At 68.2% G+C, this 22,738-nt stretch carries 18 protein-coding genes; 10 read left to right on the top strand and 8 right to left on the bottom strand.

From position 1 onward, the window contains the following. Nucleotides 1-168: 168 nt before the first annotated feature. The 6 genes from C5E10_RS09635 to C5E10_RS09610 form a co-directional block, all read right to left on the bottom strand. The gene (locus C5E10_RS09635) at nucleotides 169-2,031 is read right to left on the bottom strand and encodes an ABC transporter ATP-binding protein (RefSeq protein ID WP_258071068.1); all 1,863 of its coding nucleotides are present in this window, start codon (nucleotides 2,029-2,031) and stop codon (nucleotides 169-171) included. Next, complete coding sequence (locus C5E10_RS09630; protein WP_104331453.1) at nucleotides 2,028-3,788, bottom strand: ABC transporter ATP-binding protein; 1,761 nt, start codon at nucleotides 3,786-3,788, stop codon at nucleotides 2,028-2,030. The genes C5E10_RS09635 and C5E10_RS09630 overlap by 4 nt, the downstream gene beginning before the upstream one ends. Before the next feature lie 163 nt (nucleotides 3,789-3,951). Continuing rightward, the gene (locus tag C5E10_RS09625) at nucleotides 3,952-4,953 is read right to left on the bottom strand and encodes an amino acid ABC transporter permease (protein ID WP_104331452.1); all 1,002 of its coding nucleotides are present in this window, start codon (nucleotides 4,951-4,953) and stop codon (nucleotides 3,952-3,954) included. Beyond that, nucleotides 4,950-5,603: an amino acid ABC transporter permease gene (locus C5E10_RS09620; protein ID WP_104240896.1), complete on the bottom strand. Its 654-nt coding sequence runs from the start codon at nucleotides 5,601-5,603 to the stop codon at nucleotides 4,950-4,952. The genes C5E10_RS09625 and C5E10_RS09620 overlap by 4 nt, the downstream gene beginning before the upstream one ends. A gap of 91 nt (nucleotides 5,604-5,694) precedes the next feature. Next, complete coding sequence (locus tag C5E10_RS09615; protein WP_104240897.1) at nucleotides 5,695-6,603, bottom strand: glutamate ABC transporter substrate-binding protein; 909 nt, start codon at nucleotides 6,601-6,603, stop codon at nucleotides 5,695-5,697. A 67-nt stretch (nucleotides 6,604-6,670) separates the two neighbouring features. Beyond that, the gene (locus tag C5E10_RS09610; protein WP_104240898.1) at nucleotides 6,671-7,420 is read right to left on the bottom strand and encodes an amino acid ABC transporter ATP-binding protein; all 750 of its coding nucleotides are present in this window, start codon (nucleotides 7,418-7,420) and stop codon (nucleotides 6,671-6,673) included. Between the two features lie 274 nt (nucleotides 7,421-7,694). On the opposite strand from C5E10_RS09610, the gene pheS reads away from it, so the two are divergent. Together pheS and pheT are read left to right on the top strand one after the other, a co-directional pair. Continuing rightward, entirely contained in the window at nucleotides 7,695-8,741 is a 1,047-nt protein-coding gene (gene pheS / locus C5E10_RS09605) for a phenylalanine--tRNA ligase subunit alpha (protein WP_104240899.1), read from the top strand. Nucleotides 8,742-8,784: 43 nt separating this feature from the next. Next, nucleotides 8,785-11,352 (top strand): phenylalanine--tRNA ligase subunit beta, encoded by a 2,568-nt coding sequence (gene pheT / locus C5E10_RS09600; protein ID WP_104331451.1) that lies wholly within the window; start codon nucleotides 8,785-8,787, stop codon nucleotides 11,350-11,352. A 99-nt stretch (nucleotides 11,353-11,451) separates the two neighbouring features. Here the strand turns inward: pheT and sufU are convergent, their stop codons facing one another. After that, the gene (gene sufU / locus C5E10_RS09595) at nucleotides 11,452-11,907 is read right to left on the bottom strand and encodes a Fe-S cluster assembly sulfur transfer protein SufU (RefSeq protein ID WP_104331450.1); all 456 of its coding nucleotides are present in this window, start codon (nucleotides 11,905-11,907) and stop codon (nucleotides 11,452-11,454) included. After that, entirely contained in the window at nucleotides 11,904-13,175 is a 1,272-nt protein-coding gene (locus tag C5E10_RS09590) for a SufS family cysteine desulfurase (protein ID WP_104331526.1), read from the bottom strand. The genes sufU and C5E10_RS09590 overlap by 4 nt, the downstream gene beginning before the upstream one ends. A 245-nt stretch (nucleotides 13,176-13,420) precedes the next feature. Between C5E10_RS09590 and argC the strand changes: the two genes are divergently transcribed. The 8 genes from argC (at nucleotide 13,421) to tyrS (ending at nucleotide 22,282) form a co-directional block, all read left to right on the top strand. Next, nucleotides 13,421-14,470 (top strand): N-acetyl-gamma-glutamyl-phosphate reductase, encoded by a 1,050-nt coding sequence (argC, locus tag C5E10_RS09585; RefSeq protein ID WP_104331449.1) that lies wholly within the window; start codon nucleotides 13,421-13,423, stop codon nucleotides 14,468-14,470. Further along, nucleotides 14,467-15,630, top strand: a complete 1,164-nt coding sequence (gene argJ / locus C5E10_RS09580) for a bifunctional glutamate N-acetyltransferase/amino-acid acetyltransferase ArgJ (RefSeq protein ID WP_104240903.1) — start codon at nucleotides 14,467-14,469, stop codon at nucleotides 15,628-15,630. Before argC ends, argJ begins: the two co-directional genes overlap by 4 nt. Before the next feature lie 87 nt (nucleotides 15,631-15,717). Then, on the top strand, nucleotides 15,718-16,608 hold the full coding sequence (argB, locus tag C5E10_RS09575; RefSeq protein WP_104240904.1) for an acetylglutamate kinase: 891 nt from the start codon (nucleotides 15,718-15,720) through the stop codon (nucleotides 16,606-16,608). A gap of 70 nt (nucleotides 16,609-16,678) precedes the next feature. Then, a complete protein-coding gene (gene argF, locus C5E10_RS09570; protein WP_104240905.1) occupies nucleotides 16,679-17,608 on the top strand; it encodes an ornithine carbamoyltransferase in 930 nt (309 codons plus the stop codon). A 55-nt stretch (nucleotides 17,609-17,663) separates the two neighbouring features. Continuing rightward, complete coding sequence (locus C5E10_RS09565) at nucleotides 17,664-18,863, top strand: argininosuccinate synthase (protein WP_104240906.1); 1,200 nt, start codon at nucleotides 17,664-17,666, stop codon at nucleotides 18,861-18,863. Nucleotides 18,864-18,865: 2 nt separating this feature from the next. Beyond that, a complete protein-coding gene (argH, locus tag C5E10_RS09560; protein WP_104331448.1) occupies nucleotides 18,866-20,299 on the top strand; it encodes an argininosuccinate lyase in 1,434 nt (477 codons plus the stop codon). Between the two features lie 8 nt (nucleotides 20,300-20,307). Further along, nucleotides 20,308-20,949, top strand: a complete 642-nt coding sequence (locus C5E10_RS09555; protein ID WP_104331447.1) for a DNA-3-methyladenine glycosylase — start codon at nucleotides 20,308-20,310, stop codon at nucleotides 20,947-20,949. A gap of 28 nt (nucleotides 20,950-20,977) precedes the next feature. Then, nucleotides 20,978-22,282: a tyrosine--tRNA ligase gene (gene tyrS / locus C5E10_RS09550; protein ID WP_104331446.1), complete on the top strand. Its 1,305-nt coding sequence runs from the start codon at nucleotides 20,978-20,980 to the stop codon at nucleotides 22,280-22,282. Nucleotides 22,283-22,738: the final 456 nt, after the last annotated feature.

Below are 22,738 nucleotides of genomic sequence, written 5' to 3'. Positions count from 1 at the left end.
TCTCCGCGATACTCGCGTCGAGCGGTCCGGGCGTTTCTATATCTCAGCGCGTCTGCGCGTCTGGCTGTCTGGCTGTCTGCGTGGCAGCGAGCCTGACTGAGTCTTCAGCGGATGTCAGTCGGGTTCGGGACATCATGCTCGCGTCGCGGGAGCGGCGGGGCGTTCGCGTCAGTCGCTGTCGAGCGATGACAGCCAGGCGCTGTGCAGCTCGGCGTAGCGACCCCCACGCGCCACAAGATCTGCGGGGGAGCCGTCCTCCACGATCGCTCCGCCATCGAGGACCAGCACGCGGTCGGCGTCGTTGACGGTCGACAGGCGGTGGGCAATGATGACGGCCGTGCGGTCGTGCAGGAGGGTGCCGAGCGCCTTCTGGACGGCTCGCTCGCTCGGGATGTCGAGGGAGCTCGTGGCCTCGTCGAGGATGAGCACCTCCGGGTCGGCAACGAAGGCGCGGGCGAAGGAGATGAGCTGGCGCTGACCGGCTGAGAGCTTCACTCCGCGGTGGCTCAGGTCGGTGTCGTAGCCGTTCGGCATGCGTCGGATGAACGGGTCGGCGCCGATGAGCTTCGCGGCGTCCTCGATCTCCTGGCGGCTCGCGCCCGGCCGCCCGAGCTCGATGTTGGAGGCGACGGTGCCCTGGAACAGGAAGGGGTCCTGGGTGACCGTGATGACGCGTCGTCGAAGCTCGCTGTCCGGGATGTCGCGGAGGTCGACACCATCGAGGAGCGCTTGCCCCTGCGTCGGGTCCGCGAAGCGGGCGATGATGCTCGCCAGCGTGGTCTTCCCCGCCCCGGTCGGGCCGACGATCGCAACGGTCTGGCCGGCGGGGATGTGCAGGTCGACACGCTGCAGCACGAGTGGTCCGTCTCCGTAGGAGAACGCGGTGCCACGGAGGGCGATGTCACCGGGCTCGGTGACGTCACGGTGGTCCGTCGTTCGTCGGGCCGGTTCCTGCTTGGCATCTCGGGCGGGTGCCGCGACGCTTGGCTCTTCCTCGAGCACGCCCGAGATCTTCTCCAGGGCCGCGACTGCGGACTGGAAGGTGTTCGCGAACATGCCGACGGCCTCCATCGGCTGGAAGAGCTGCACGAGGTACAGCGCGGCTGCGACGAGGACGCCGACGCCGATGCTGCCCTCGAGCGTGCGGAGGCCATTGACGAGCACCAGTACCGCGAGGCCGATGCTGCTGATGAGCTCGATGCCGGTGAAGAGATTGCCGAACGCCATCGCGGTGCGTCGGCCGGTGTCGGTGTAGGCGCCGTTGAGTCCGCCGTACACGTCTGCGTTTCGCGATTCGGCCCGGAAGGCCTGCATGGCGCGAATGCCCGTGATGGTCTCGACGAAGCGCACGATGAGTCGCGCGGAGCGTTCGCTCGACTCGCGGTAGAGGCGTGAGGAGACGACCTGGAACCGTCGGGTGACCAGCACGACGGGCACGAAGACCGCGAACGCCACGAGAGCCGACAGCGGATCGAGGATGAGCAGGGCCGCCGCGATGAATGCCATCCGCGCGACGGCGTTGACCAGGTCGCCGAAGCCGGACTCGAGGAGTTCTGCGACCGCATCGACGTCGTTCGTCTGGCGGCTGATGACTCGCCCGGACGTGTAGCGCTGGTGGAAGTCGAGGCCGAGACGCCCCGTGTGCTCGAAGAGCAGGGTCCGGACTCGCAGGAGCACACGCTGGCTGAGCGCTGCGGCATTCCGGGTGAAGAGGTTGGAGAGTCCGGCGTCGGTGATCGTCGCGAGGACCAGAGCGACGACGATGACGAGGAACGGGGCCGCGTCCCCGTCGAGCAGCGTGGGAAGCCCCGTGTCGATGGCCTGCGAGAGCAGCAGAGGCCCTGCGGCCGACGCCGCCTGGCTGATGAGGACAAGCACCCCCAGCCACACGAGGCGCGCCTTGTGCGGGGCGAGGAGCTGGCCCATGAGTCGAAGCGAGCGCCGTCGGAGGAGTCTGGCAGTGTCGCGGTCGACGCTCGTGAGGTGCTCGACCCGCACCCCGAGGGGTGCAGCAGTGCTGGGCTTGGTCACGCGACCACCTCATCGACGTGGTCGCCCTGCCAGAGCAGGCCCCGGTACACGGGGTCGGCTGCGAGCAGCTCGCGGTGCTCGCCCAAGGCCGTGATGCGACCGTCGACGAGGACGGCGACCCGGTCGGCGAGGGCGACGGTGGATGACCGGTGCGCGACCACGAGGGTCGTCACGCCGGAGAGAGCCGACCGGAGGGCCTCGGTCGCGAGGGTCTCGGTGCGCACGTCGACGGCCGAGAGCGGGTCGTCCAGGACGAGGACGCGGGGGCGCGCGAGGATGGCGCGGGCGAGCGCAAGACGCTGCCGTTGGCCTCCCGAGAGGCTGTGCCCCTCCTCCCCGATGAGAGTCTCGAGGCCTTCCGGGAGCTCGAGCGCGAAGCCAGCCTGCGCAACCGCCAGGGCGTCCCGCACCTCGTCGTCGCTCGCGTCCGGTCGGCCGAGCGCGACGTTGTCTCTGACGCTGGCCGAGAAGAGCAGAGGCTGCTCGAAGGCGATGGCCACGTGGCCCCTGAGGTCGTCTCGACGCAGACGGCGGATGTCGGTGCCGTCGAGCCGCACCTCGCCAGCCGTCGGATCGTGGAGGCGAACGGCGAGCTCGCTCAGCAGGCTCTTGCCGCTCCCGGTCGCGCCCACGAGCGCAAGCGTCTCGCCGGGTACGAGGGTGAGGTCGATGCCTCGCAGCACCTCGTCACCGTCCTGCGCATCCGGGAAGGCGAACCGCACATCCCGGAACTCGAGGACCCCAGGCCCGTCGGGAACGGGGAGCGGGTGCTCCGGGTCGGAGACTGCAGTCGCTGTGTCGAGGACTTCGAAGACACGAGTCGTCGATGCCGCCGCGTCGAGGGTGTCGGCGAAGAGGAAACCGAGGGAGCGTACCGGCCAGGCGAGCATGAGTGCCGTGAAGAGGAACGCGGAGAGCGCGCCGATCGTGAGCCTGCCGTCGGCGACGGCGATCACACCGAGCGCAAGCGAGGTGGCGACGGCGAGCTGGGGGAGCAGGATGAGCCACGAGCGCATGTCGGCCTGGCGGCGGGCCTTCTCGAGTTCGGTCTCGCGCAGCGCCTGCGCCTCCTCGCGGAAGGACTCGAGGAATTCTCCGCCACGGCCGAAGGCCTTGATGACCCGGATTCCCTTCGCCGCCTCGCCGACCGTCGTCGCGAGCGCCCCAGCCTGGTCCTGGCTGCGCCGGGAGAGGCGTCCGTAGACGCGCTGGAAGCGAAGGGTGATGAGGGCCGTCGGGATGCTGAACACCGCGTAGAGGGAGCCGAGCACCGGATCGAGCCAGAGGAGCACGCCGATGCCGGCGACGACCGTGAGCAGGTTGACGCTCAGCATGATGAGGCCGAACGCGAGCCACCGGCGTATCCGGTTGAGGTCGACGGATGATCTGGACAGGAGCTGGCCTGCCTCCCACTCGTCGTGGAAGGCCGCCGGCAGGTCCTGCAGCCGGGCGAAGAGCTGATCCCGCACGCGTCGTTCGACACCGACCATGGGTGTGAGGACGAAGATTCGGCGCAGGTACCAGAGGATCGCCTCGAAGCAGCCGACGGCGAGTAGCGCGAGCGAGCCCCAGATGACGGCAGCCCTCTCGCCGGAGGAGACGGGGCCATCGACGATGAGGCGGATGATCTGCGGTCCGACGAGGCTCAGCCCGGCTGCGGTCAGGGCCGAGGCGAAGCCGGCGAAGAGGCTCCATCTGACCGGCCGCACGAACTCCCAGAGTCGCAGCAGTTCTCGAAGTCCGGGCTCAGCGCGCATCCGATACAGGCTAGTCGCCTCTGTCGGTGCAGCGGCGCGTCGGGGGAGGGCGCTGACTTCCCAGGAGACGGCGAACCTGTCGAGAAACGGAGAACTCCCCGCGGGCCGGTGCCGAGAGACTCTCGGTGCCGGCTCGCGGGGAGCATTCCTGCGGGGAGCGCGCCTAGACGCGGTCTCCGTCGCCCTGCTTGCGCAGATCGGTCTGGCGCTGCGCCTCCGCCTGATCGTGCTTCGTCTTCTGGCGAGCTTCCTCTTCGAGCTCGAGCACGTCGGACTGCTGCACGAGGATCAGCTCCGTGTCGGTCACATTGCCCGCATTGGTGACGGGCTCTGGGGCGGCGCCCGCGATGACCTTCGGGTTCTGCGAGATGCGCTTCTGCACCACGGTCGCGAGCCAGGACAGCAGCACGCAGGTGGCGATGTAGACGGCGCCGATGACGATCGTGACCGGAATGTACGGGCGACCGTAATCCGCCTGGCCGCCGATGAGCTTCGCCATGTAGAGCAGCTCGTTGTACGTGATGATCGAGCCGAGAGCCGTGTCCTTCAGGGTCACGACCAGCTGCGCGATGATGACGGGCAGCATCGCGCGGATCGCCTGCGGGAGCAGGATGATCTGCATGACGCCGCTCTTGCGGAGGCCGATGGCGTATCCGGCTTCAGCTTGACCGCTCGGGAGCGACTGCACGCCGCTTCGGATGACCTCGGAGAGCACTGAGCCGTTGTAGGCGATGAGCGCGATGACGACGGCCCAGAACGGCTCCATCTTGATGCCGATGGCGGGCAGGCCGTAGTACATGAGCATCATGAGGATGAGGACGGGGATCGCACGGAGCCCCTCGACCACGACCGTGAACGGGATGCGGACCCAGGCGTGGTCCGACAGGCGGCCGATGGCGAGGACGAATCCGAGTGCCAACGCACCAACGGCTGCGACCAGGAAGGCGCTGAGCGTGGCCCAGAGCGCCTCCGCGATCTGCGTCCAGATAGCCGCGTAGCCGAAGATCTGCCACTTGTCGGCGCTCAGGTTGCCCGTTGCGCTGAGGCGGTAGACGAGGAAGGCGACGAGGGCGACGATGACGACGACCGTCGCGATCCCGAGCAGCTTGTTGCGAGCGAGCGCGCGGGGGCCTGGGACATCGTAGAGAACAGAGGTCTGGCTCATCGGGCAACCTTCCAGTGGCGTTCGAGCGCGTTCTGCACCCACGAGAGCAGCAGCACGAGGACGATGAAGACGATGGCGACCCAGATGAGCACCTCCATCGCGTTCTCACCTCGCTCGCTCATGTTGGCGCGGATGATGCCCAGGTTGACGGCGGAGAACCCAGCAGCGACGGTGGTGTTCTTCAGCAGTGCGATGAGGACGCTCATCATGGGCGGGACGACGGCGCGTGCTGCCTGGGGGAGCACGATGAGGGTCATGACCTGCCCGAAGGGGAGGCCGATGGCTCGCGCAGCCTCTGCCTGGCCGACAGGGACGGTGTTGATGCCGCTTCGGAGCACCTCGGCGACATACGTGGCGGTGTAGACGCCCAGGGCGAGAACGCCGAGCAGCAGGTAGTCGGTGCGGCCCATGGGGAAGAGGACGGGCACCGCGAAGACGAAGATGAAGAACACGAGGGTGAGCGGGGTGTTGCGCACGAGGTTGACGTAGGCGGCGCCGACCGCCCGCGCGATCGGGACCGGCGAGACTCGCATGGCACCCACGATGAAGCCGAGGACGAGCGCGAGGAGCGCGCCCCCGAAGAAGAGGATGAGCGTCCCCAGAAGGGCCTCACTCCACAGGTCGAGGTGGTTCGTGAAGATATCGAACACGCTCGCCTTCCTTTCTGAGACAGGGCGCAAGGCGCCCTAGGTGCGAACGAGCGGCGGCGAGAATGTGTCTCGCCGCCGCTCGCCTGTGGGATTAGTAGCGGTCGACCGCTGGCTGCGTGACGGTGGTTCCGGACGATCCGAGGTTGTAGTCGAAGATCGCCTGCCACACGTCGCCGCCCTCTTCGAGGGTGGTGTTGATGTGGTCGCGGAGGGCGTCATCGCCCTTGGCGAGTCCGATGCCGTAGAGCTCCTCGCTGAAGGGCTCGCCGACGACCTTGAGGTTGTCGGGGTCCTGGGCGGCGTAGCCGATCAGGATGGCCTCGTCAGTCGTGACCGCATCGACCTGGCCGTTGATCAGCTGGTCGACGCACTGCGAGTACGTGTCGAACTCGGTGGTCGTGACCTCCGGGTAGTTGTCCTTGATGTTCTGGATCGGGGTCGAACCCGTCGCAGAGCAGACCGTGACACCGGCGACGAGCGAGTCGACTCCGGTGATGTCGGAGTCCGCGCCGACGAGCAGGCCCTGGCCGGTCTCGAAGTACGGACCGGCGAAGTCGATCTGGTCCTTGCGCTTGTCGGTGATCGAGTACGTGCCGACGTAGTAGTCGATGTCGCCGTTGGAGATCGCCTGCTCGCGGTTGGCGGAGGCGATCGGCTTGAACTCGATGTTCTCTTCGGTGACACCGAGCGATGCGGCGATCCAGCGTGCGACGTCGACGTCGAAGCCGGTGCGCTCACCGGTGACGGCGTCGAGGTAGCCGAGGTTCGGCTGGTCTTCCTTCACACCGACGACGACCTTGTCGCCGCGTGCCTTGATGGCGTCGAACGTGGGCGATCCCTCGATCGTGACGTCCGTCGCGACCTCGAAGACGGGTGCTTCACCGGTCGTGGTGCCTTCGCCGCCGCCTGCAGCGGGCGGAGCGCCCTCGGCGCAGCCGGTCAGTACGAGCGAGGCCAGGATGCCTGCGCCGAGAATGGCGCTGAGCTTGGTCTTTCGCATTTCTTCTCCTTCTGTTGGAAGTCTGTTGCGTCTTGCGTGAGCGTCGATGCGGGGTCTGCGCCGACGATCAGTGGGTGATGAGCTTGGAGAGGAAGTCCTTGGCGCGGTCGGTCTTCGGATGCGTGAAGAAGTCCTCCGGCGACTGGTCTTCCAGGATCTGGCCGTCGGCCATGAAGACGACGCGGTCGGCCGCCTTGCGGGCGAAGCCCATCTCGTGGGTCACGACGATCATCGTCATGCCCTCCTTGGCGAGGTCGACCATGACGTCCAGGACCTCGTTGATCATCTCGGGGTCGAGCGCGCTCGTGGGCTCGTCGAAGAGCATGACCTTCGGCTTCATCGCGAGGGCGCGCGCGATGGCGACACGCTGCTGCTGCCCACCGGACAGCTGCGCGGGGAACTTCGCGGCCTGGTGACCGATGCCGACTCGATCGAGAAGCGCCTTTGCCTCTTTCTCTGCGTCAGCCCTCGAGAGCTTGCGGACCTTGATGGGACCGAGAGCGACGTTCTCGAGGATGGTCTTGTGGGCGAAGAGGTTGAAGGACTGGAAGACCATCCCGACGTCGGCCCGCAGCGCGGCGAGTGCCTTCCCTTCCTTGGGAAGCACCTTCCCGTCGATGCGGATCTCTCCCGAGGTGATCGTCTCGAGTCGATTGATGGTGCGGCAGAGGGTCGACTTGCCGGAACCGGATGGTCCGATGACGACGACGACCTGACCGCGCTCGACGCTGAGGTTGATGTCCTTCAGGGCGTGGAATTCACCGTAGTGCTTCTCGACGTGGTCTACGACGACGAGGTGCTCGCTCTGATTTTGCATGGTGCGATTCCACCACAGCGTCAGACTCCGCCGTCGCCTATTTCTCGCTTTCGAAACGAGATGGTTACCTGATCGGTGCTTCGCTGCCGGGATTTCGGTGCTCATGCATACACCGCGAGCCTGGAAGATCGCCGGATTCCTGCGGGTCTCTGGCGTCCCGCGAGATGAACGCAGATTCCCGCTGAGCCGTCGAGGCGCCCTCTCTCACGGCGTGAGAAAGCGTGTTTCCACATGCTGGAGCCGTTGCGCACGCGGTTCGCTAAACTCGACACTTGTGTCTGACGCCTCATCGAACCCCATCACGCAGGAAGCCGTCGGCTCCGCGGTCGAAGCGGCGCTCGCCGCCATCGACGCGGCGCCCGACCTGACAGCACTCAAGCGCGTGCGCGCCGAGCATCTGGCGGAGGGGTCGGCGATCGCATCGCTGAACGCCGCCATGCGGGCCGTGCCGAAAGAGAGCAAGAAGGAAGCGGGCCAGCTCATCGGGCAGGCTCGCACCCGCGTCAACGCCGCCTTCGCCGAGCGCGAGAGCGAACTGGCAGCGGCAGAGGCCTCCGAGCGTCTCGCTGCCGAAGCCGTCGACGTCACCGTCGCACGGCCGGCACGCGCGACCGGAGCGAGGCATCCGCTCACCGTGCTGCAGGACCGCGTGAGCGACATCTTCGTCGGCATGGGGTGGGAGATCGCGGAAGGCCCGGAGCTCGAGAGCGAGTGGTTCAACTTCGACTCGCTCAACTTCGACGCGGACCACCCCGCCCGCGCCATGCAGGACACGTTCTTCGTCGAGCCGGCAGACCGCCACCTCGTCCTCCGCACGCACACGTCTCCCGTGCAGATGCGCTCGCTCGTCGAGCGCGGCGTTCCCCTCTACGTGCTGGCCCCCGGCCGCACGTACCGCACCGACGAACTGGACGCGACGCACACGCCCGTCTTCACGCAGTTCGAGGGCATCGCGATCGACAAGGGCCTCACGATGGCGCACCTCCGCGGCACGCTGGAGCACTTCGCGACCTCGATGTTCGGCGACGAGGCTCGCATCCGCCTGCGCAACAACTACTTCCCCTTCACGGAGCCGAGCGCCGAGATGGACATCTGGCATCCCGGCGCGAAGGGCGGCCCACGGTGGATCGAGTGGGGCGGCTGCGGCATGGTGCACCCCAACGTGCTGCTCGCCGCCGGCGTCGACCCTGAGGAGTATCAGGGCTTCGCCTTCGGCATGGGCGTCGAGCGCACCCTCATGTTCCGCAACGCGCTGACCGACATGCGCGACATGGTCGAAGGCGACGTCCGCTTCAGCACCCAGTTCGGAATGGTGATCTAGCCGTGCGTGCTCCCTCTGCTCCTCTCAACGAAAGTCACATCTGATGCGCGCTCCACTCTCCTGGCTCCGTGAGTACGCGGAGATCCCGGCCTCGGCCTCTCCCGCGTCGGTGCTCGACGCCTTCGTGCGCGTCGGGCTCGAAGACGAAGCCGTGCACGGCACCCAGCTGCAGGGTCCGATCGTGGTCGGTGAGGTGCTCTCGGCCGAGCCGGAGCCGCAGTCGAACGGCAAGACCATCAACTGGTGCCAGGTGCGCGTCGCGCCCGAAGGACAGCTCGCCGCAGACGGCGGCGCGGACGTGCGTGGCATCGTCTGCGGCGCACACAACTTCGGCGTCGGCGATTCGGTTGTCGTCACGCTCCCCGGAGCGGTCCTCCCCGGAGACTTCGCGATCGCGGCCCGGAAGACCTACGGGCACGTCTCCGACGGCATGATCGCGTCCCAGTCGGAACTCGGGATGGGCGACGACCACGACGGCATCATCGTCCTCTCGCGGCTCGGCGTGAGCGCGGCCCCCGGCACCGACGCCATCGATCTGCTCGGCCTCACCGAGCAGGCGGTCGAGGTCAATGTCACCCCCGATCGCGGGTATGCGATGTCCATCCGCGGGCTCGTCCGCGAGTACTCGAACGCGACCGGCGTGGCCTTCACCGACCCCGCGCTCCGGCCCCAGCTCGAGGCTCTCCTCGGCGAGGGCATCGCCGCGGATGCTCAGGACGTCCGCGTCAAGGTCACGATCGACGACGACGCGTCCGTGCGAGACCAGCCCATGGCGCCGGTCTTCATCGGCCTCGTGGTCGAGGGCATCGACGCCACGGCGGCAACCCCGACGTGGATGTCCCAGCGGCTCCGGCTCGCGGGGATCCGCCCGCTCGGCATCGCGATCGACATCACGAACTACGTCATGCTCGAGCTCGGGCAGCCGATCCACGGCTACGACCTCGACAAGCTGCGCGGTGCCATCCACGTGCGCCGCGCGCGCGAGGGCGAGCAGCTGACGACCCTCGACGGCAAGGAGCGCACGCTCAGCGCCGAGGACATCCTCATCACCGACGACCGCGGCCCGATCGGGCTCGCCGGCGTCATGGGTGGAGCGGAGACCGAGCTCAGCAGCGAGACGAAGAACGTCTACATCGAGGCGGCGTCGTTCTCGCCGATCTCGATCGCGCGCACCGCGCGCCGGCACAAGCTGCCGAGCGAGGCCTCGCGTCGCTTCGAGCGACGTGTCGACCCTCGCGTCGCTCAGCCGGCAGCCGCTCGTGTCGCGGAGCTCCTCATCGAGCATGCAGGCGGCCGGGTGGTGCGTGCCGGCAGCGTGCACGAGCAGATCCCGGCCCCGGAGTCGCTGACGCTGCCCGTCGATGCCGCATCGAAGATCATGGGCGTCGACTACACGCTCGACGAGACGATCGGCGCGCTGCGTGCCGTCGGCTGCGAGGTCTGGGAGGAGGCCGAGGGACTCCTCGGCGTGACGGTGCCGAGCTGGCGCGGGGATCTCACCGAGCCGGTCACCCTCGTCGAGGAGATCGGGCGCCTGTGCGACTTCGAGCGCATCCCGTCGCGGCTTCCCGTCGCGCCTCCGGGCCGAGGGCTCACCCGTGCGCAGCGCCTTCGCCGCGCGGCTGCCGACGTGCTGGCCGCGTCCGGGGCTGTCGAGGTGCAGAGCTACCCGTTCGTCGCGGAGACGGACACGGTCACGTTCGGTCGGGCGGATGCGGGCGAGGTGGCGGCCGTGAAGCTCGCCAACCCACTCGACCCGCGCGCCGCGTGGCTCCGCACGAGTCTGCTGCCAGGTCTGCTCACGATCGCGCACCGCAACGTCTCGCGTGGTCTCACCGACCTCGCGATCTTCGAGACGGGCACGGTCTTCAAGCCAGAGTCCGGCGTGGTCTACGGCGTGGACGAGGTTCCCGCGGTCGCAGTGCGGCCGACGGCTGAGCGCATCGCGGAGCTGGAGGCTGGGCTCCCGCCGCAGCCGAGGCACGCCGCCGGCATCGTGCTCGGTCACCGCGAGCCGAAGCGCCCGGGGCACGCGCCGACTGCGGCGTCGTGGGAGGACGCGCTCGAGCTCGTCGCCCAGCTCGGCCTGGCGACCGGCGCCGACATCCAGGTGCGACAGGGCACCCACAGGGCCTTCCACCCTGGCCGGTGCGCTGAACTGTTCCTGAGCCACGGGGCTGCCGAGGTGGTTGTCGGATATGCCGGCGAGGTGCACCCGGACATCGCCGAGGCCGCCGACCTGCCTCGCGTGGTCGCTGCGTTCGAAGTCGACCTCGACGCGGTCATCGAGCTCGCGCGGAGAGAGGTGCTTCCAGCGCCCATCTCGACCTTCCCCGCAGCTACGCAGGACCTGAGCCTCGTCGTGGCCGAGGGGGTCCCGGCCGCTGAGGTCTCCGCCGCCGTCACCGAGGGCGCTGGTGCGCTGCTCGAGCAGCTGACGATCGTCGACGACTACCGGGGGACCGGCCTCGAGGACGGGCAGAAGAGCCTGACGTTCGCGCTCCGGTTCCGGGCGACGGACCGCACGCTGACGGCCTCCGAGGCGAGCGAGGCCAAGGAAGCCGGTGCGGCGTTGGCGTCCGCGCGCTTCGGCGCCACCATGCGCGCCTGAGCTCACCCTGACGCGAATCGCCCGGCCCCAATGGGGCCGGGCGATTCTGCGTCCTGCGGGTCGGCTGCACCGCGGCGGCGACCCGATTCCTGACCGGGGTCAGCCCTGGCGGGCGACCAAAGCCTCCTTGAGGCTCGCCTCGAGGGCGACCCACGCGAGCATGGCGCACTTGACCCGCATCACGAACTTGGAGACGCCCTGGAAGGCGACGGCGTCCTCGAGCAGATCCTCGTCCGGCTCGGAGCCGTCGCGAGTTCGGAGCATCAGACGGAATGCGGCGATGAGCTCGTCGATCTGCGCCGTCGACTTCCCGACGGCGAGCTCGCTGAGCACGGACGCGGAGGCCATCGAGATGCTGCAGCCATCGCCCTGCCACGCGAGCTCGGAGAGCCCTGTTCCGTCGGCATCCAGCTTGACCCGGACCGTGATCTCGTCGCCGCAGCTCGGGTTGCGCTCGAAGTGCTCGGCGTCGGCGTCAGGCAGCGGACCATCGCCCGTTCGCTTCTTCGAATGCTCGAGGATGAGCTGCTGGTAGAGGCCGTCGAGAGCGCTCATGCGTCGACCCCGAACCAGGCGCGGACCTGGCCGACCGCGAAGAGCAGGCGGTCGACGTCCTCTCGCGTCGTGTACAGGTAGCTGCTCGCGCGGGTCGACGCGGTGAGCCCGAGTCGGCGGTGCAGCGGCTGCGCGCAGTGGTGCCCGCCGCGGACCGCGATGCCCTTCGAGTCGAGGAACTGGGTCACGTCGTGCGAATGGACCCCCTCCACCTCGAAGCTCACGAGCCCGGCGCGCGGGGTGCCCACCTCGTCCCCGATCGTGCGGATCCCTGGGATGCCTGCGAGGCCCCCGAGGAGGAGCTGGCCCATCTCGGCCTCGTGGGCGGCCACCGCCTCCATGCCGACCCCTTCGAGGTAGCGGACGGCTTCGGCGAGGGCGACGACCTGCGAGACGGGTTGCGTGCCGGCTTCGAAGCGCGTCGGGGGCGCCATGAAGTCGCTGGCCTCCATCGTGACGGTGGTGATCATCGATCCGCCCGTGCGCGCAGGCGGCAGGGCATCCAGCATCTCGGCGCGGCCGTACAGCACTCCGACGCCGTTGGGGCCGAGCATCTTGTGGCCCGAGAACGCCGCGAAGTCGACGCCGAGCGCCGGGAAGCTGACCGGCAGGTGCGGCACCGACTGGCAGGCGTCGAGGACCACGATGGCGCCGGCCTCGTGCGCGAGCTCGGTGAGGCGCTTCGCGTCGGCGATGAGCCCGGTCACATTGGAGACGTGCGCGAAGGCGAAGACCTTGGTTCGCTTCGAGATGAGAGCTGCGGCATCGTCGACGCTCCACGTGCCCCGGTCGTTCACCGGGACGTAGACGAGCGTCGCTCCCGTGTCCAGGGCGAGCTGCTGCCATGGCACGAGGTTGGCGTGGTGCTCTGCCTCCGTGATGAGGATCTCGTCGCCCTCGCCGATCGCGAGCCGCTCTGCTCGGGGGCCGCCTCTGCCCGCGCTGGCGATGCGGATGCCGCCCGTCACGAGGTTGATCGCGTCGGTGGCGTTGAGGGTCCAGGAGATCTGCTCGGGTGCCGCGCCGACGAAGCCCGCGACGGTCTCACGGGCGTCCTCGAACGCGACGGTCGAGAGCGCGGCGAGCGTGTGCGCTCCACGGTGCACGGCGGCGTTCTCGGTCTCGAGGAAGCGGCGCTCAGCGTCGAGGACCTGAGTCGGCCGCTGCGAGGTCGCGCCGGAGTCGAGGTAGACGAGGGGGGTGCCGTTCACGTCTTGATCCAGGATGGGGAAGTCCTGTCGGAGCTCGAGCACCCTGGCGTCGCTCAGGGCGTGGACGCCCTCGGGCGCTGCGCTGCTCTGGGGTGATGAAGCTGCGTCTTCGGTGTTCAGTGTCACGTCGTCCTCTCGTTGGCCTCGCACCGCAGACGCTCGAGTGTCGACGGTCTCAGCCTGTCAAGCCTACGAGTGCAACGAGCTCGCCGCCCGCCGCATTCCCGTCTGCGTCGCTCGAGGGCTGGTCTGCCCGCGCCGGCCGGACTCGCGCGGGGGTGGCACGGCCTAGGATGAACGGCATGGCTTTCTCCGTTGCAGTAGCTGGGGCGAGCGGGTACGCGGGTGGGGAACTCCTGCGCATTCTCGCCTCGCACCCCGAACTCGAGGTCCGCACCGTCACCGCGCACGCGAATGCGGGTGAGCGGCTGCTGCGCGTGCACCCTCACCTTGCGAGCTACGCGGACCTGGTCCTCGAGCCCACGACCGCCGACGTGCTGTCCGGCCACGACGTCGTGTTCCTGGCGCTGCCGCACGGCGCGTCCGGTGCGATCTCCGCCGAGCTCGGCGACGACACGCTGGTCATCGACTGCGGAGCCGACCACCGTCTGGAGCGCGAGGAAGACTGGGCCGAGTACTACGGTGGCGACTTCTTCGGCACATGGGCGTACGGGCTCCCGGAACTCGAGCTCGCTGGAGCGCCCGACAAGCAGCGCTCGAACCTCCGAGGCGCTTCGCGGGTCGCCGTTCCCGGCTGCAATGTCACGGCGATCACGCTCGCACTCGCACCCGCCATGCACCGCGGGCTCGTGCATCCCCTAGACCTCACGGCGGTTCTCGCCGTCGGCCCGTCCGGTGCCGGCAAGAAGGCGGCCGTCTCGCTGCTCGGCTCCGAGCTCATCGGCTCGGCGAACCCCTACGCAGTGACCGGGGAGCACCGGCACAACCCCGAGGTACGTCAGAACCTCCGCCGCGCAGCCGGCGCCGAGGTCAGCCTCGCGTTCACACCCGTGCTGGTGCCGATGGCACGCGGCATCCTGGCGACCACGACGGCGCGCCTCGAAGCGGGCGTCGATGCGGCGCAGCTCCGCGCCGCCTACGAGGAGTCCTACGGGGCTGAGCGGTTCGTGCAGCTCCTGCCCGACGGCGAATGGCCGCGCACGGGTGACGTGACCGGCTCCAACCGGGCCTCGATCGGCATCGGCGTCGACGAGCGCGCGGGCCGCTTCGTGGCGGTCGCGGCGATCGACAACCTCGGCAAGGGCACCGCGGGCGCCGCGGTGCAGTCAGCGAACATCGCCCTGGGTCTCGAAGAGGCCCTCGGTCTTCCCTTGGACGGAGTGGCACCGTGAGTGTGACCGCAGCAGCAGGTTTCCGCGCGGCAGGAGCCGCGGCAGGCATCAAGTCAGAAGGGCGTCGAGACGTCGCGCTTGTCGTCAACGACGGGCCGAGCGCGGCCTGCGCCGCGGTCTTCACGAGCAACCGCTGCAAGGCGAACCCGATTCTCTGGTCCCAGGAGGCCATCAGGGGCGGCTCGATCTCGGCCATCGTCCTGAACTCGGGCGGCGCGAACTGCTACACGGGGTCCTTCGGGTTCCAGACCACGCACCAGACGGCCGAGGCCGTCGCCGCGAAGCTCGGCATCGGCGCGGGAGACGTGCTCGTCTGCTCGACCGGCCTCATCGGGGTGGGCGACCAGAGCTTCCGCGACGGCGTGCTGCGCGGGGTCGAGCTCACGGCCGATTCGCTGGCAGCGACGGTCGAGGCGGGGGATGAGGCCTCGCTGGCCATCATGACGACCGACTCGAAGCCGAAGCGCTCGGTCCGCGACGGTGACGGCTACGTCATCGGCGCGATGGCCAAGGGGGCAGGCATGCTCGCTCCGGGACTCGCGACGATGCTCGTCGTCATCACGACCGACGCCGACCTCGAGTCCGGGGCGCTGGACCGGGCACTCCGCGCCGCGACCCGGGTCACCTTCGACCGCGTCGACTCCGACGGCTGCATGTCCACCAACGACCAGGTGACGCTCATGGCCTCTGGGGCGAGCGGCGTCACCCCGGACGAGGCGGCCTTCACGACAGTGCTCACCGAGGTCTGCGCTGACCTCGCCCGTCAGCTGCAGCAGGACGCGGAAGGCGCCAGCCACGACGTGACGATCACGACGATCGGGGCCGCGACGGAGCAGGATGCGCTCGACGCGTCCCGGGCGGTCGCCCGCTCGAATCTCTTCAAGGCCGCCATCTTCGGCAACGACCCGAACTGGGGACGCGTCCTGGCCGCCGTCGGCACGACCGACGCCGAGTTCGACCCCCAGGCGCTCGATGTCACGATCAACGGGGTCATGGTCTGCCGGGCGGGGACGCCCCACGAGTCCGCGGACCTGGTCGACCTGACGCCTCGGGACACGAGCGTGCTCATCGATCTGCACGCCGGCGTGAGCGAAGCGACCATCCTGACCAACGATCTGACGCACGACTACGTGCATGAGAACAGCGCCTACTCGTCCTGACGAGCGAGCGACTCCCGCGAGGCGGGGCAGCCGCCGAGCGTCTGCCCGACCAGCCCGACGGTTTCTGACCGGCCCGAAAGGGGCAGCATGACCACTTCTGACCTGTACGAGAAGGCGACCTCCAAGGTCGAGACCCTCATCGAGGCCCTTCCCTGGATGCAGGAGTTCGCCGGGCGGGTTCTCGTCATCAAGTTCGGCGGCAACGCCATGGTCGACGCCGAGCTCTTCGAGGCGTTCGCGTCGGATATCGCCTTCCTCCGCTACGCCGGCATCAAGCCGGTCATCGTGCACGGCGGCGGACCTCACATCTCGCGGATGCTCGGCAAGCTGCGCATCGAGAGCGAGTTCAGGGGCGGCTACCGCGTCACGAGCGAGGAGGCCATGGACATCGTCCGCATGGTGCTCGGCGGGCAGGTCGCCAGGGAGCTCGTAGCCGCGATCAACGAGCGGGCCCCGATCGCCGTCGCGACGAGCGGCGAAGACGCCGGCCTCTTCCAGGCGCGGCGGAAGAAGCTCCTCATCGACGGCGAGACCGTCGACCTCGGCTTCGTGGGCGAGATCGAGACGGTCGACCCCACGGTCGTGAAGGCGGATATCGCGGCCGGTCGCATCCCCGTCATCTCCTCGATCGCGAGCGACATCGACTCGCCCCGCAAGGCGCTCAACATCAACGCGGACCGCGCCGCTTCCGCCCTCGCGCAGGCGCTCGGCGCGGCGAAGCTCATCATGCTGACCGACGTCGCGGGACTCTACGGCGACTGGCCCGACCTCGACTCGCTCATCTCGGAGATCAAGCTCGACGAGCTGCGCGCCCTGCTGCCGACGCTCTCTGCTGGCATGATCCCGAAGGTGCAGGCCTGCATCGAGGCGGTCGAGGGTGGCGTCGATCAGGCGGCCATCATCGATGGCCGTGTCCCGCATTCGATGTTGCTGGAGATCTTCACCACCGAGGGCTTCGGCACCAAGGTCTCCGCGTGAGGCACGTGCACCTGCCCGCTCAGCGCCCGATGATTCGACTTCGCCGCTCCACCCACCGAAAGGCCAAACCGTGATTCGCCACTTCCTCCGCGACGACGACCTGACCCCCGCCGAGCAGCGCGAGGTGCTCGAGCTCGCTGCAGTGCTCAAGCGCGACCGCTTCTCAGCACGTCCGCTCGAGGGCCCGCGCAGCGTGGCAGTGATCTTCGACAAGACCTCGACGCGCACGCGTGTCTCGTTCCACGTCGGCATCTCCGAGCTCGGTGGCTCGCCGCTCATCATCTCGACCGCCTCCAGCCAGCTCGGCGGCAAGGAGACGGCGTCCGACACCGCCAGAGTCCTCGAGCGCCAGGTCGCAGCCATCGTCTGGCGGACCTATGCGCAGAGCGGCCTGGAGGAGATGGCCAACGGAGCGCTCGTGCCGGTCGTGAACGCGCTGAGCGACGACTTCCACCCGTGCCAGCTGCTCGCCGACCTGCTCACCGTCAACGAGCACCTCGGCGACCCAGCCGGCCGCACGCTGGTGTTCCTCGGCGACGGCGAGAGCAACATGGGGCATTCCTACCTGCTCGCCTGCGCCACGGCGGGCATGCACGTTCGCATCGCCGCCCCCGTCGGCTTCCAGCCGCGCCCCGACGTCGTCGCCGATGCCGAGCGCATCGCCGCCGAGACGGGTGGCTCCGTGGTGGTCGGCGACGACATCGACACGCTGGTCGCGGGGGCAGACGTCGTCGTGACCGACACCTGGGTCTCGATGGGCCGCGAGGACGAGAAGCAGTCCCGCATCGACGCGCTCAGCGCCTACCGAGTCACCGAGGCCACGATGGCGAACGCCGCCACTGGCGCGATCTTCCTGCACTGCCTGCCGGCAGACCGCGGGTACGAGGTCGACGGAGCCGTCATCGACGGCCCGCAGTCGGTCATCTGGGATGAGGCGGAGAACCGCCTCCACGCCCAGAAGGCGCTGCTCGTCTGGCTTCTCGCCAAGGCCGCGGCCTGACCCGCGCATCCACCCCACATAGACTGAACACACGACTCAAACGCTAGGAGCATTGATGACGGAACGCGTCGTTCTCGCATACTCCGGAGGTCTCGATACCTCCGTCGGCATCGGATGGCTGAAGGATGCCACCGGCAAGGACGTGGTCGCTCTCGCGATCGACGTCGGCCAGGCCGGTGAGGACATGGAGCAGGTGCGACAGCGAGCGCTCGACTGCGGCGCTGTCGAATCGGTTGTCGTCGACGCGCGCGAGGAGTTCGCGAGCGACTACATCGTCCCGGCGCTCAAGGCGAACGCCCTCTACCAGAAGCGCTACCCGCTCGTCTCCGCGCTGTCCCGCCCGCTCATCGCGAAGCACCTCGCGAAGACCGCTCGCGAGCTCGGCGCGGACTCGATCGCGCACGGCTGCACCGGCAAGGGCAACGACCAGGTCCGCTTCGAAGCGGCGGTCGCGGCTGTCGCACCGGAGCTCACCTCGATCGCACCCGTGCGTGACCTCGCGCTCACTCGCGACAAGGCCATCGTGTACGCGCAGGAGCACAACCTGCCCATCGAGCAGTCGAAGAAGAGCCCATACTCGATCGACCAGAACGTCTGGGGTCGCGCCGTCGAGACCGGGTTCCTCGAGGACCCGTGGAACCCGCCGATCGAGGACCTCTACACGTACACGCAGGATCCTGACCTGACGCGTGAGCCCACCGAGGTCACGGTGACGTTCGAGCAGGGCGTCCCGGTGAAGATCAACGGGGAATCGCTGACGCCCATCCAGGTCGTCGAGCTCATGAACAAGCTCGCTGGCGACCAGGGCGTCGGCCGCATCGACGTCGTCGAGGACCGCCTCGTCGGCATCAAGAGCCGTGAGATCTACGAGTCCCCGGCCGGTCTGGCCCTCATCGAGGCGCACGAGCACCTCGAGGACCTGACGATCGAGCGCGACGTCGCCCGTTTCAAGCGCGGGATCGAGGCCGAGTGGTCGAACCTCGTCTACGACGGGCTCTGGTTCTCCGGTCTCAAGCGGTCGCTGGACGCGTTCATCAACCACACGCAGGAGCACGTCTCCGGCGAGGTGCGCATGACGCTGCACGGCGGTCGCGCGGTCGTCACCGGCCGCCGTTCGGATGAGTCGCTCTACGACTACAGCCTCGCGACCTACGACACCGGCGACACGTTCGACCAGTCGCACGCCAAGGGATTCATCGAGCTGTGGAGCCTTCCGTCGAAGATCTCGGCTCGCCGCGACAAGCCGGAACTCTGAGCATGGCTGCATCCGAGGGCGCCTCGAAGTCCGGGGGAGTGACCACGCCGGGAGCTCTCTGGGGCGGTCGCTTCAGCGACGGGCCGTCCCCGGAGCTCGCGCGGTTGTCCAAGTCGACGCACTTCGACTGGCAGCTCGCGAAGTACGACATCGCTGGCTCGCGGGCGCACGCTGGTGCGCTCGCGGCGGCGGGGTACCTCGATGACGCCGAGCTCTCGGGCATGCTGGACGCGCTGACCGAGCTCGAACGTCGCGTCGTGTCCGCCGAGTTCGTGGCGGCCGACGACGACGAGGACGTGCACGGCGCCCTGGAGCGCGGCCTGATCGAGATCGCGGGTCCGGAGCTGGGCGGCAAGCTGCGAGCTGGTCGCAGTCGCAACGACCAGATCGCGACGTTCGTGCGCATGTACCTTCGCGATCACAGCGCGATCATCGCGGAGCAGGTCGAGACGCTCGTCGAGGTCCTCGCCCAGCAGGCGGAGCAGAACATCCAGGTCGTCATGCCGGGGCGCACGCACCTGCAGCATGCGCAGCCGGTGCTGCTCTCGCACCACCTGCTCGCTCACGCATGGCCGCTCCTGCGAGACCTGGACCGCCTGCGCGACTTCGACCGCCGGCTGGACGAGTCGCCATACGGCGGAGGGGCCCTCGCGGGCTCCACCCTCGGTCTCGATGCGGTCCGCGTCGCCCGCGAGCTGGGCTTCGCATCCTCATCCCCGAACTCGATCGACGCCACGGCGAGTCGTGACCTGGTCGCGGAGTTCGCGTTCATCGCGGCGCAGATCGGCATCGACCTGTCGCGCTTCTCGGAGGAGATCATCCTCTGGAACACGAAGGAGTTCGGCTTCGTCACGCTGCACGACGCGTACTCGACCGGGTCCAGCATCATGCCGCAGAAGAAGAACCCCGACATCGCGGAGCTCGCGCGCGGCAAGGCGGGTCGCCTCATCGGCAACCTGACTGGCCTCCTCGCGACGCTCAAGGCACTGCCGCTTGCGTACAACCGGGACCTGCAGGAGGACAAGGAGCCGATCTTCGACTCCGTCGAGACGCTCGAGCTGGTGCTCCCAGCCTTCACCGGCATGGTCGCGACGCTCACCTTCCACGGTGAGCGGATGCGCGAACTCGCACCGCAGGGCTTCTCGCTCGCGACGGATGTCGCCGAGTGGCTGGTGAAGCGGCAGGTCCCCTTCCGCATCGCGCACGAGGTGTCCGGCTCCATGGTGCAGGCAGCGGAGTCCAAGGGCGTCGACCTCGATGGCTTGACCGACGAGGAGATCTCGGCCGTGTCCGAGCACCTGTCGCCGGAGGTGCGCGAGGTGCTCTCGGTCGACGGGTCCGTGGCGACTCGCGATGGCAGGGGCGGTACGGCACCTGTTCGCGTCGTCGATCAGATCGTCGAGCTCCGCGAGCGGCTGGCAGAGCTCACATCGTAGGCGTCCGCGTGGATGACGATTTCCGCGCGGCCCTTCTCGAGGGACCGCTCTCGGCAGCAGACGCGCTGCTGGGGGCGGTCCTTTCGCGTTCCGCCCCGGATGGCACGGTCTCGGTGCGCCTCACCGAGGTGGAGGCGTATGCCGGCTCCGGGGATCCCGGGTCGCATGGCTTCGGAGGTCGGACGGCGAGGAACGCCACGATGTTCGGGCCAGCAGGTCACATCTACGCGTATCGCATCTACGGGCTCCACACGTGCATCAATGTCGTGGCGGGGGAGTCCGGCATTTCATCCGCAGTGCTCCTGAGGGCAGGCGAAGTGGTCGATGGCGTCGAACTCGCGAGAGCGCGACGCGGTGTGGGGCGCCGTTCCGGGATTCCCGTGCGCGACCACGAGCTGGCTCGTGGGCCCGGGAACCTGGTCAGGGCCCTCGGCGCGACCTTCGGCGATGACGGTGCCCGGCTCGATGAGGCGCCGTTCGCGCTGGTTTCGGGCGAACGCTCCAGCAGAGGGGCTGTGGTGCGCGGGCTCCGCGTCGGCGTGGGCGCTCCCGGTGGCGCTCTGCCGTTCGACTGGCGCTTCTGGATCGACGGAGACCCGTCCGTTTCACGCTATATCGCGCACAAGTCGCTCCGCGCGGGGCGGCGCTGAGGCGGCAGGTGCTTGATACGGTTGCCCGGTGACTACGCGTGATCTGACGACCCAGCAGAACGACACCACCTTCGAGCATGTCATCGACGAACTCGAGTGGCGCGGGTTCATCCACGTCTCGACCGATCTGGCCGAGCTGAAGGCGCGGATGGACGAGGGGCCGATCACGTACTACTGCGGTTTCGATCCGACCGCCCCGAGCCTCCACCTCGGGCACCTCGTGCAGCTGATCCTCCTCCGTCGACTGCAGCTCGCGGGCCACAAGCCGCTCGGCCTCGTCGGCGGGTCGACGGGGCTCATCGGCGACCCCCGTCCCACGGCCGAGCGCACGCTCAACTCGCGGGAGACCGTCGCGGAATGGGTCGAGGGGCTGCGCGGACAGATCGACGGCTACCTGTCGTTCGAGGGTGACAATGCGGCGCGCATGGTGAACAACCTCGACTGGACGTCGCCGCTCTCGGCGATCGACTTCCTGCGGGAGATCGGCAAGCACTTCCGCGTCGGCTCCATGCTCAAGAAGGATGCTGTCTCTGCGCGCCTCAACTCCGAGGCCGGCATCTCGTACACGGAGTTCAGCTACCAGATCCTGCAGGCGATCGACTTCCTGGAGCTGCACCGGAACTACGGCTGCGTGCTGCAGACGGGTGGCAGCGATCAGTGGGGGAACCTGACCTCCGGCGTCGATCTCATTCGGCGTACCGAGGGTGCGAGCGTCCACGCGCTCGGAACACCGCTCATCACGAACTCGGATGGGACGAAGTTCGGCAAGAGCGAGGGCAACGCGATCTGGATCGATGCCGACCTCACGAGCCCGTACGCCTTCTACCAGTTCTGGCTCAACACGGACGACGCCGATGTCATCGCGCGGATCAAGATCTTCACGTTCCTGACGCGGGCCGAGATCGCGGAGCTCGAGAAGCTCGTCGCAGACGAGCCGTTCAAGCGCGTCGCCCAGAAGACGCTTGCCTCGAAGGTGACGTCGCTGGTGCATGGACAGGAGGCGACCGACGCAGTCATCGCGGCCTCGGCCGCCCTCTTCGGGCAGGGGGAGCTCACCGCGCTCGATGGAGACACGCTTCGCTCTGCGATTCTCGAGCTCCCGAACGCGGAGGTTGCCGACGGAACGCTGGTCGCTCAGGCTCTTGTCGACACCGGGCTCGCGAAGAGTCTCGGCGACGCGCGTCGCGGGATCTCGCAGGGCGGCGTCTCGCTCAACAACGAGCGGGTTGCCGACGAGGCTTCGGTCGTGAGCGCATCAGCTGCGCTGGCCGGCGGCGTCGCAGTCCTGCGTCGGGGCAAGAAGACCCTCGCTGGCCTGGTTTTCCGGGCCTGACGGGGGAACGGGCGTGCATCGACACGCCCGGGATGCGCCCTGAGTTGTGCGCCGACCCCGCCCTGCGTAATGTAATCACTCGTCAGGCCAACGGAGCGAAACGCGAGAGCGGGTCGCACGGGCCGGACAGTCCGAAAGAAAGATCAGCATCTGCCACTTGTTCTTGCAAGTTGGAGCAACATGATCTACACTCGGAACTCCTGCCTCACCGGGTAGCAAGATCGTCAGCCTCTGGTTCTTCCAGTTGGTTGTGCGGAGGATGAGCTTCATGCTCACGGTCCGTGGTTCTTGTCCGGGGTTTGCAGTGCAAGCGATTGCTCCTTAGAGATGGCCGTGAGGCTTGAAGAGGGAAGCGCTCGATTCTTGAGAACTCAACAGCGTGCACTATGTCAAATGCCAATTTGATCCCGTGCCTCCTCCTTTGGAGGGGGTAAGGATTCCTTTTGGAAACATATT

The organism is Pseudoclavibacter sp. RFBG4 (assembly GCF_002931515.1).
In the GTDB taxonomy this organism is placed as follows: Bacteria; Actinomycetota; Actinomycetes; order Actinomycetales; family Microbacteriaceae; genus Pseudoclavibacter.
The sequence above is the reverse complement of the archived record's forward strand: the minus strand, read 5'-3'. Positions and strand labels throughout refer to the sequence as shown.

Bases quoted from the DNA above. Each gene is read 5' to 3' on its own strand.
- sufU (WP_104331450.1), bottom strand. From the start codon at position 11,907: ATGAGCGCTCTCGACGGCCTCTACCAGCAGCTCATCCTCGAGCATTCG.
- C5E10_RS09625 (WP_104331452.1), bottom strand. From the start codon at position 4,953: ATGAGCCAGACCTCTGTTCTCTACGATGTCCCAGGCCCCCGCGCGCTC.
- C5E10_RS09615 (WP_104240897.1), bottom strand. From the start codon at position 6,603: ATGCGAAAGACCAAGCTCAGCGCCATTCTCGGCGCAGGCATCCTGGCC.
- argB (WP_104240904.1), top strand. From the start codon at position 15,718: ATGACCACTTCTGACCTGTACGAGAAGGCGACCTCCAAGGTCGAGACC.
- pheT (WP_104331451.1), top strand. From the start codon at position 8,785: ATGCGCGCTCCACTCTCCTGGCTCCGTGAGTACGCGGAGATCCCGGCC.
- argC (WP_104331449.1), top strand. From the start codon at position 13,421: ATGGCTTTCTCCGTTGCAGTAGCTGGGGCGAGCGGGTACGCGGGTGGG.
- C5E10_RS09610 (WP_104240898.1), bottom strand. From the start codon at position 7,420: ATGCAAAATCAGAGCGAGCACCTCGTCGTCGTAGACCACGTCGAGAAG.
- argH (WP_104331448.1), top strand. From the start codon at position 18,866: ATGGCTGCATCCGAGGGCGCCTCGAAGTCCGGGGGAGTGACCACGCCG.
- C5E10_RS09630 (WP_104331453.1), bottom strand. From the start codon at position 3,788: ATGCGCGCTGAGCCCGGACTTCGAGAACTGCTGCGACTCTGGGAGTTC.
- C5E10_RS09565 (WP_104240906.1), top strand. From the start codon at position 17,664: ATGACGGAACGCGTCGTTCTCGCATACTCCGGAGGTCTCGATACCTCC.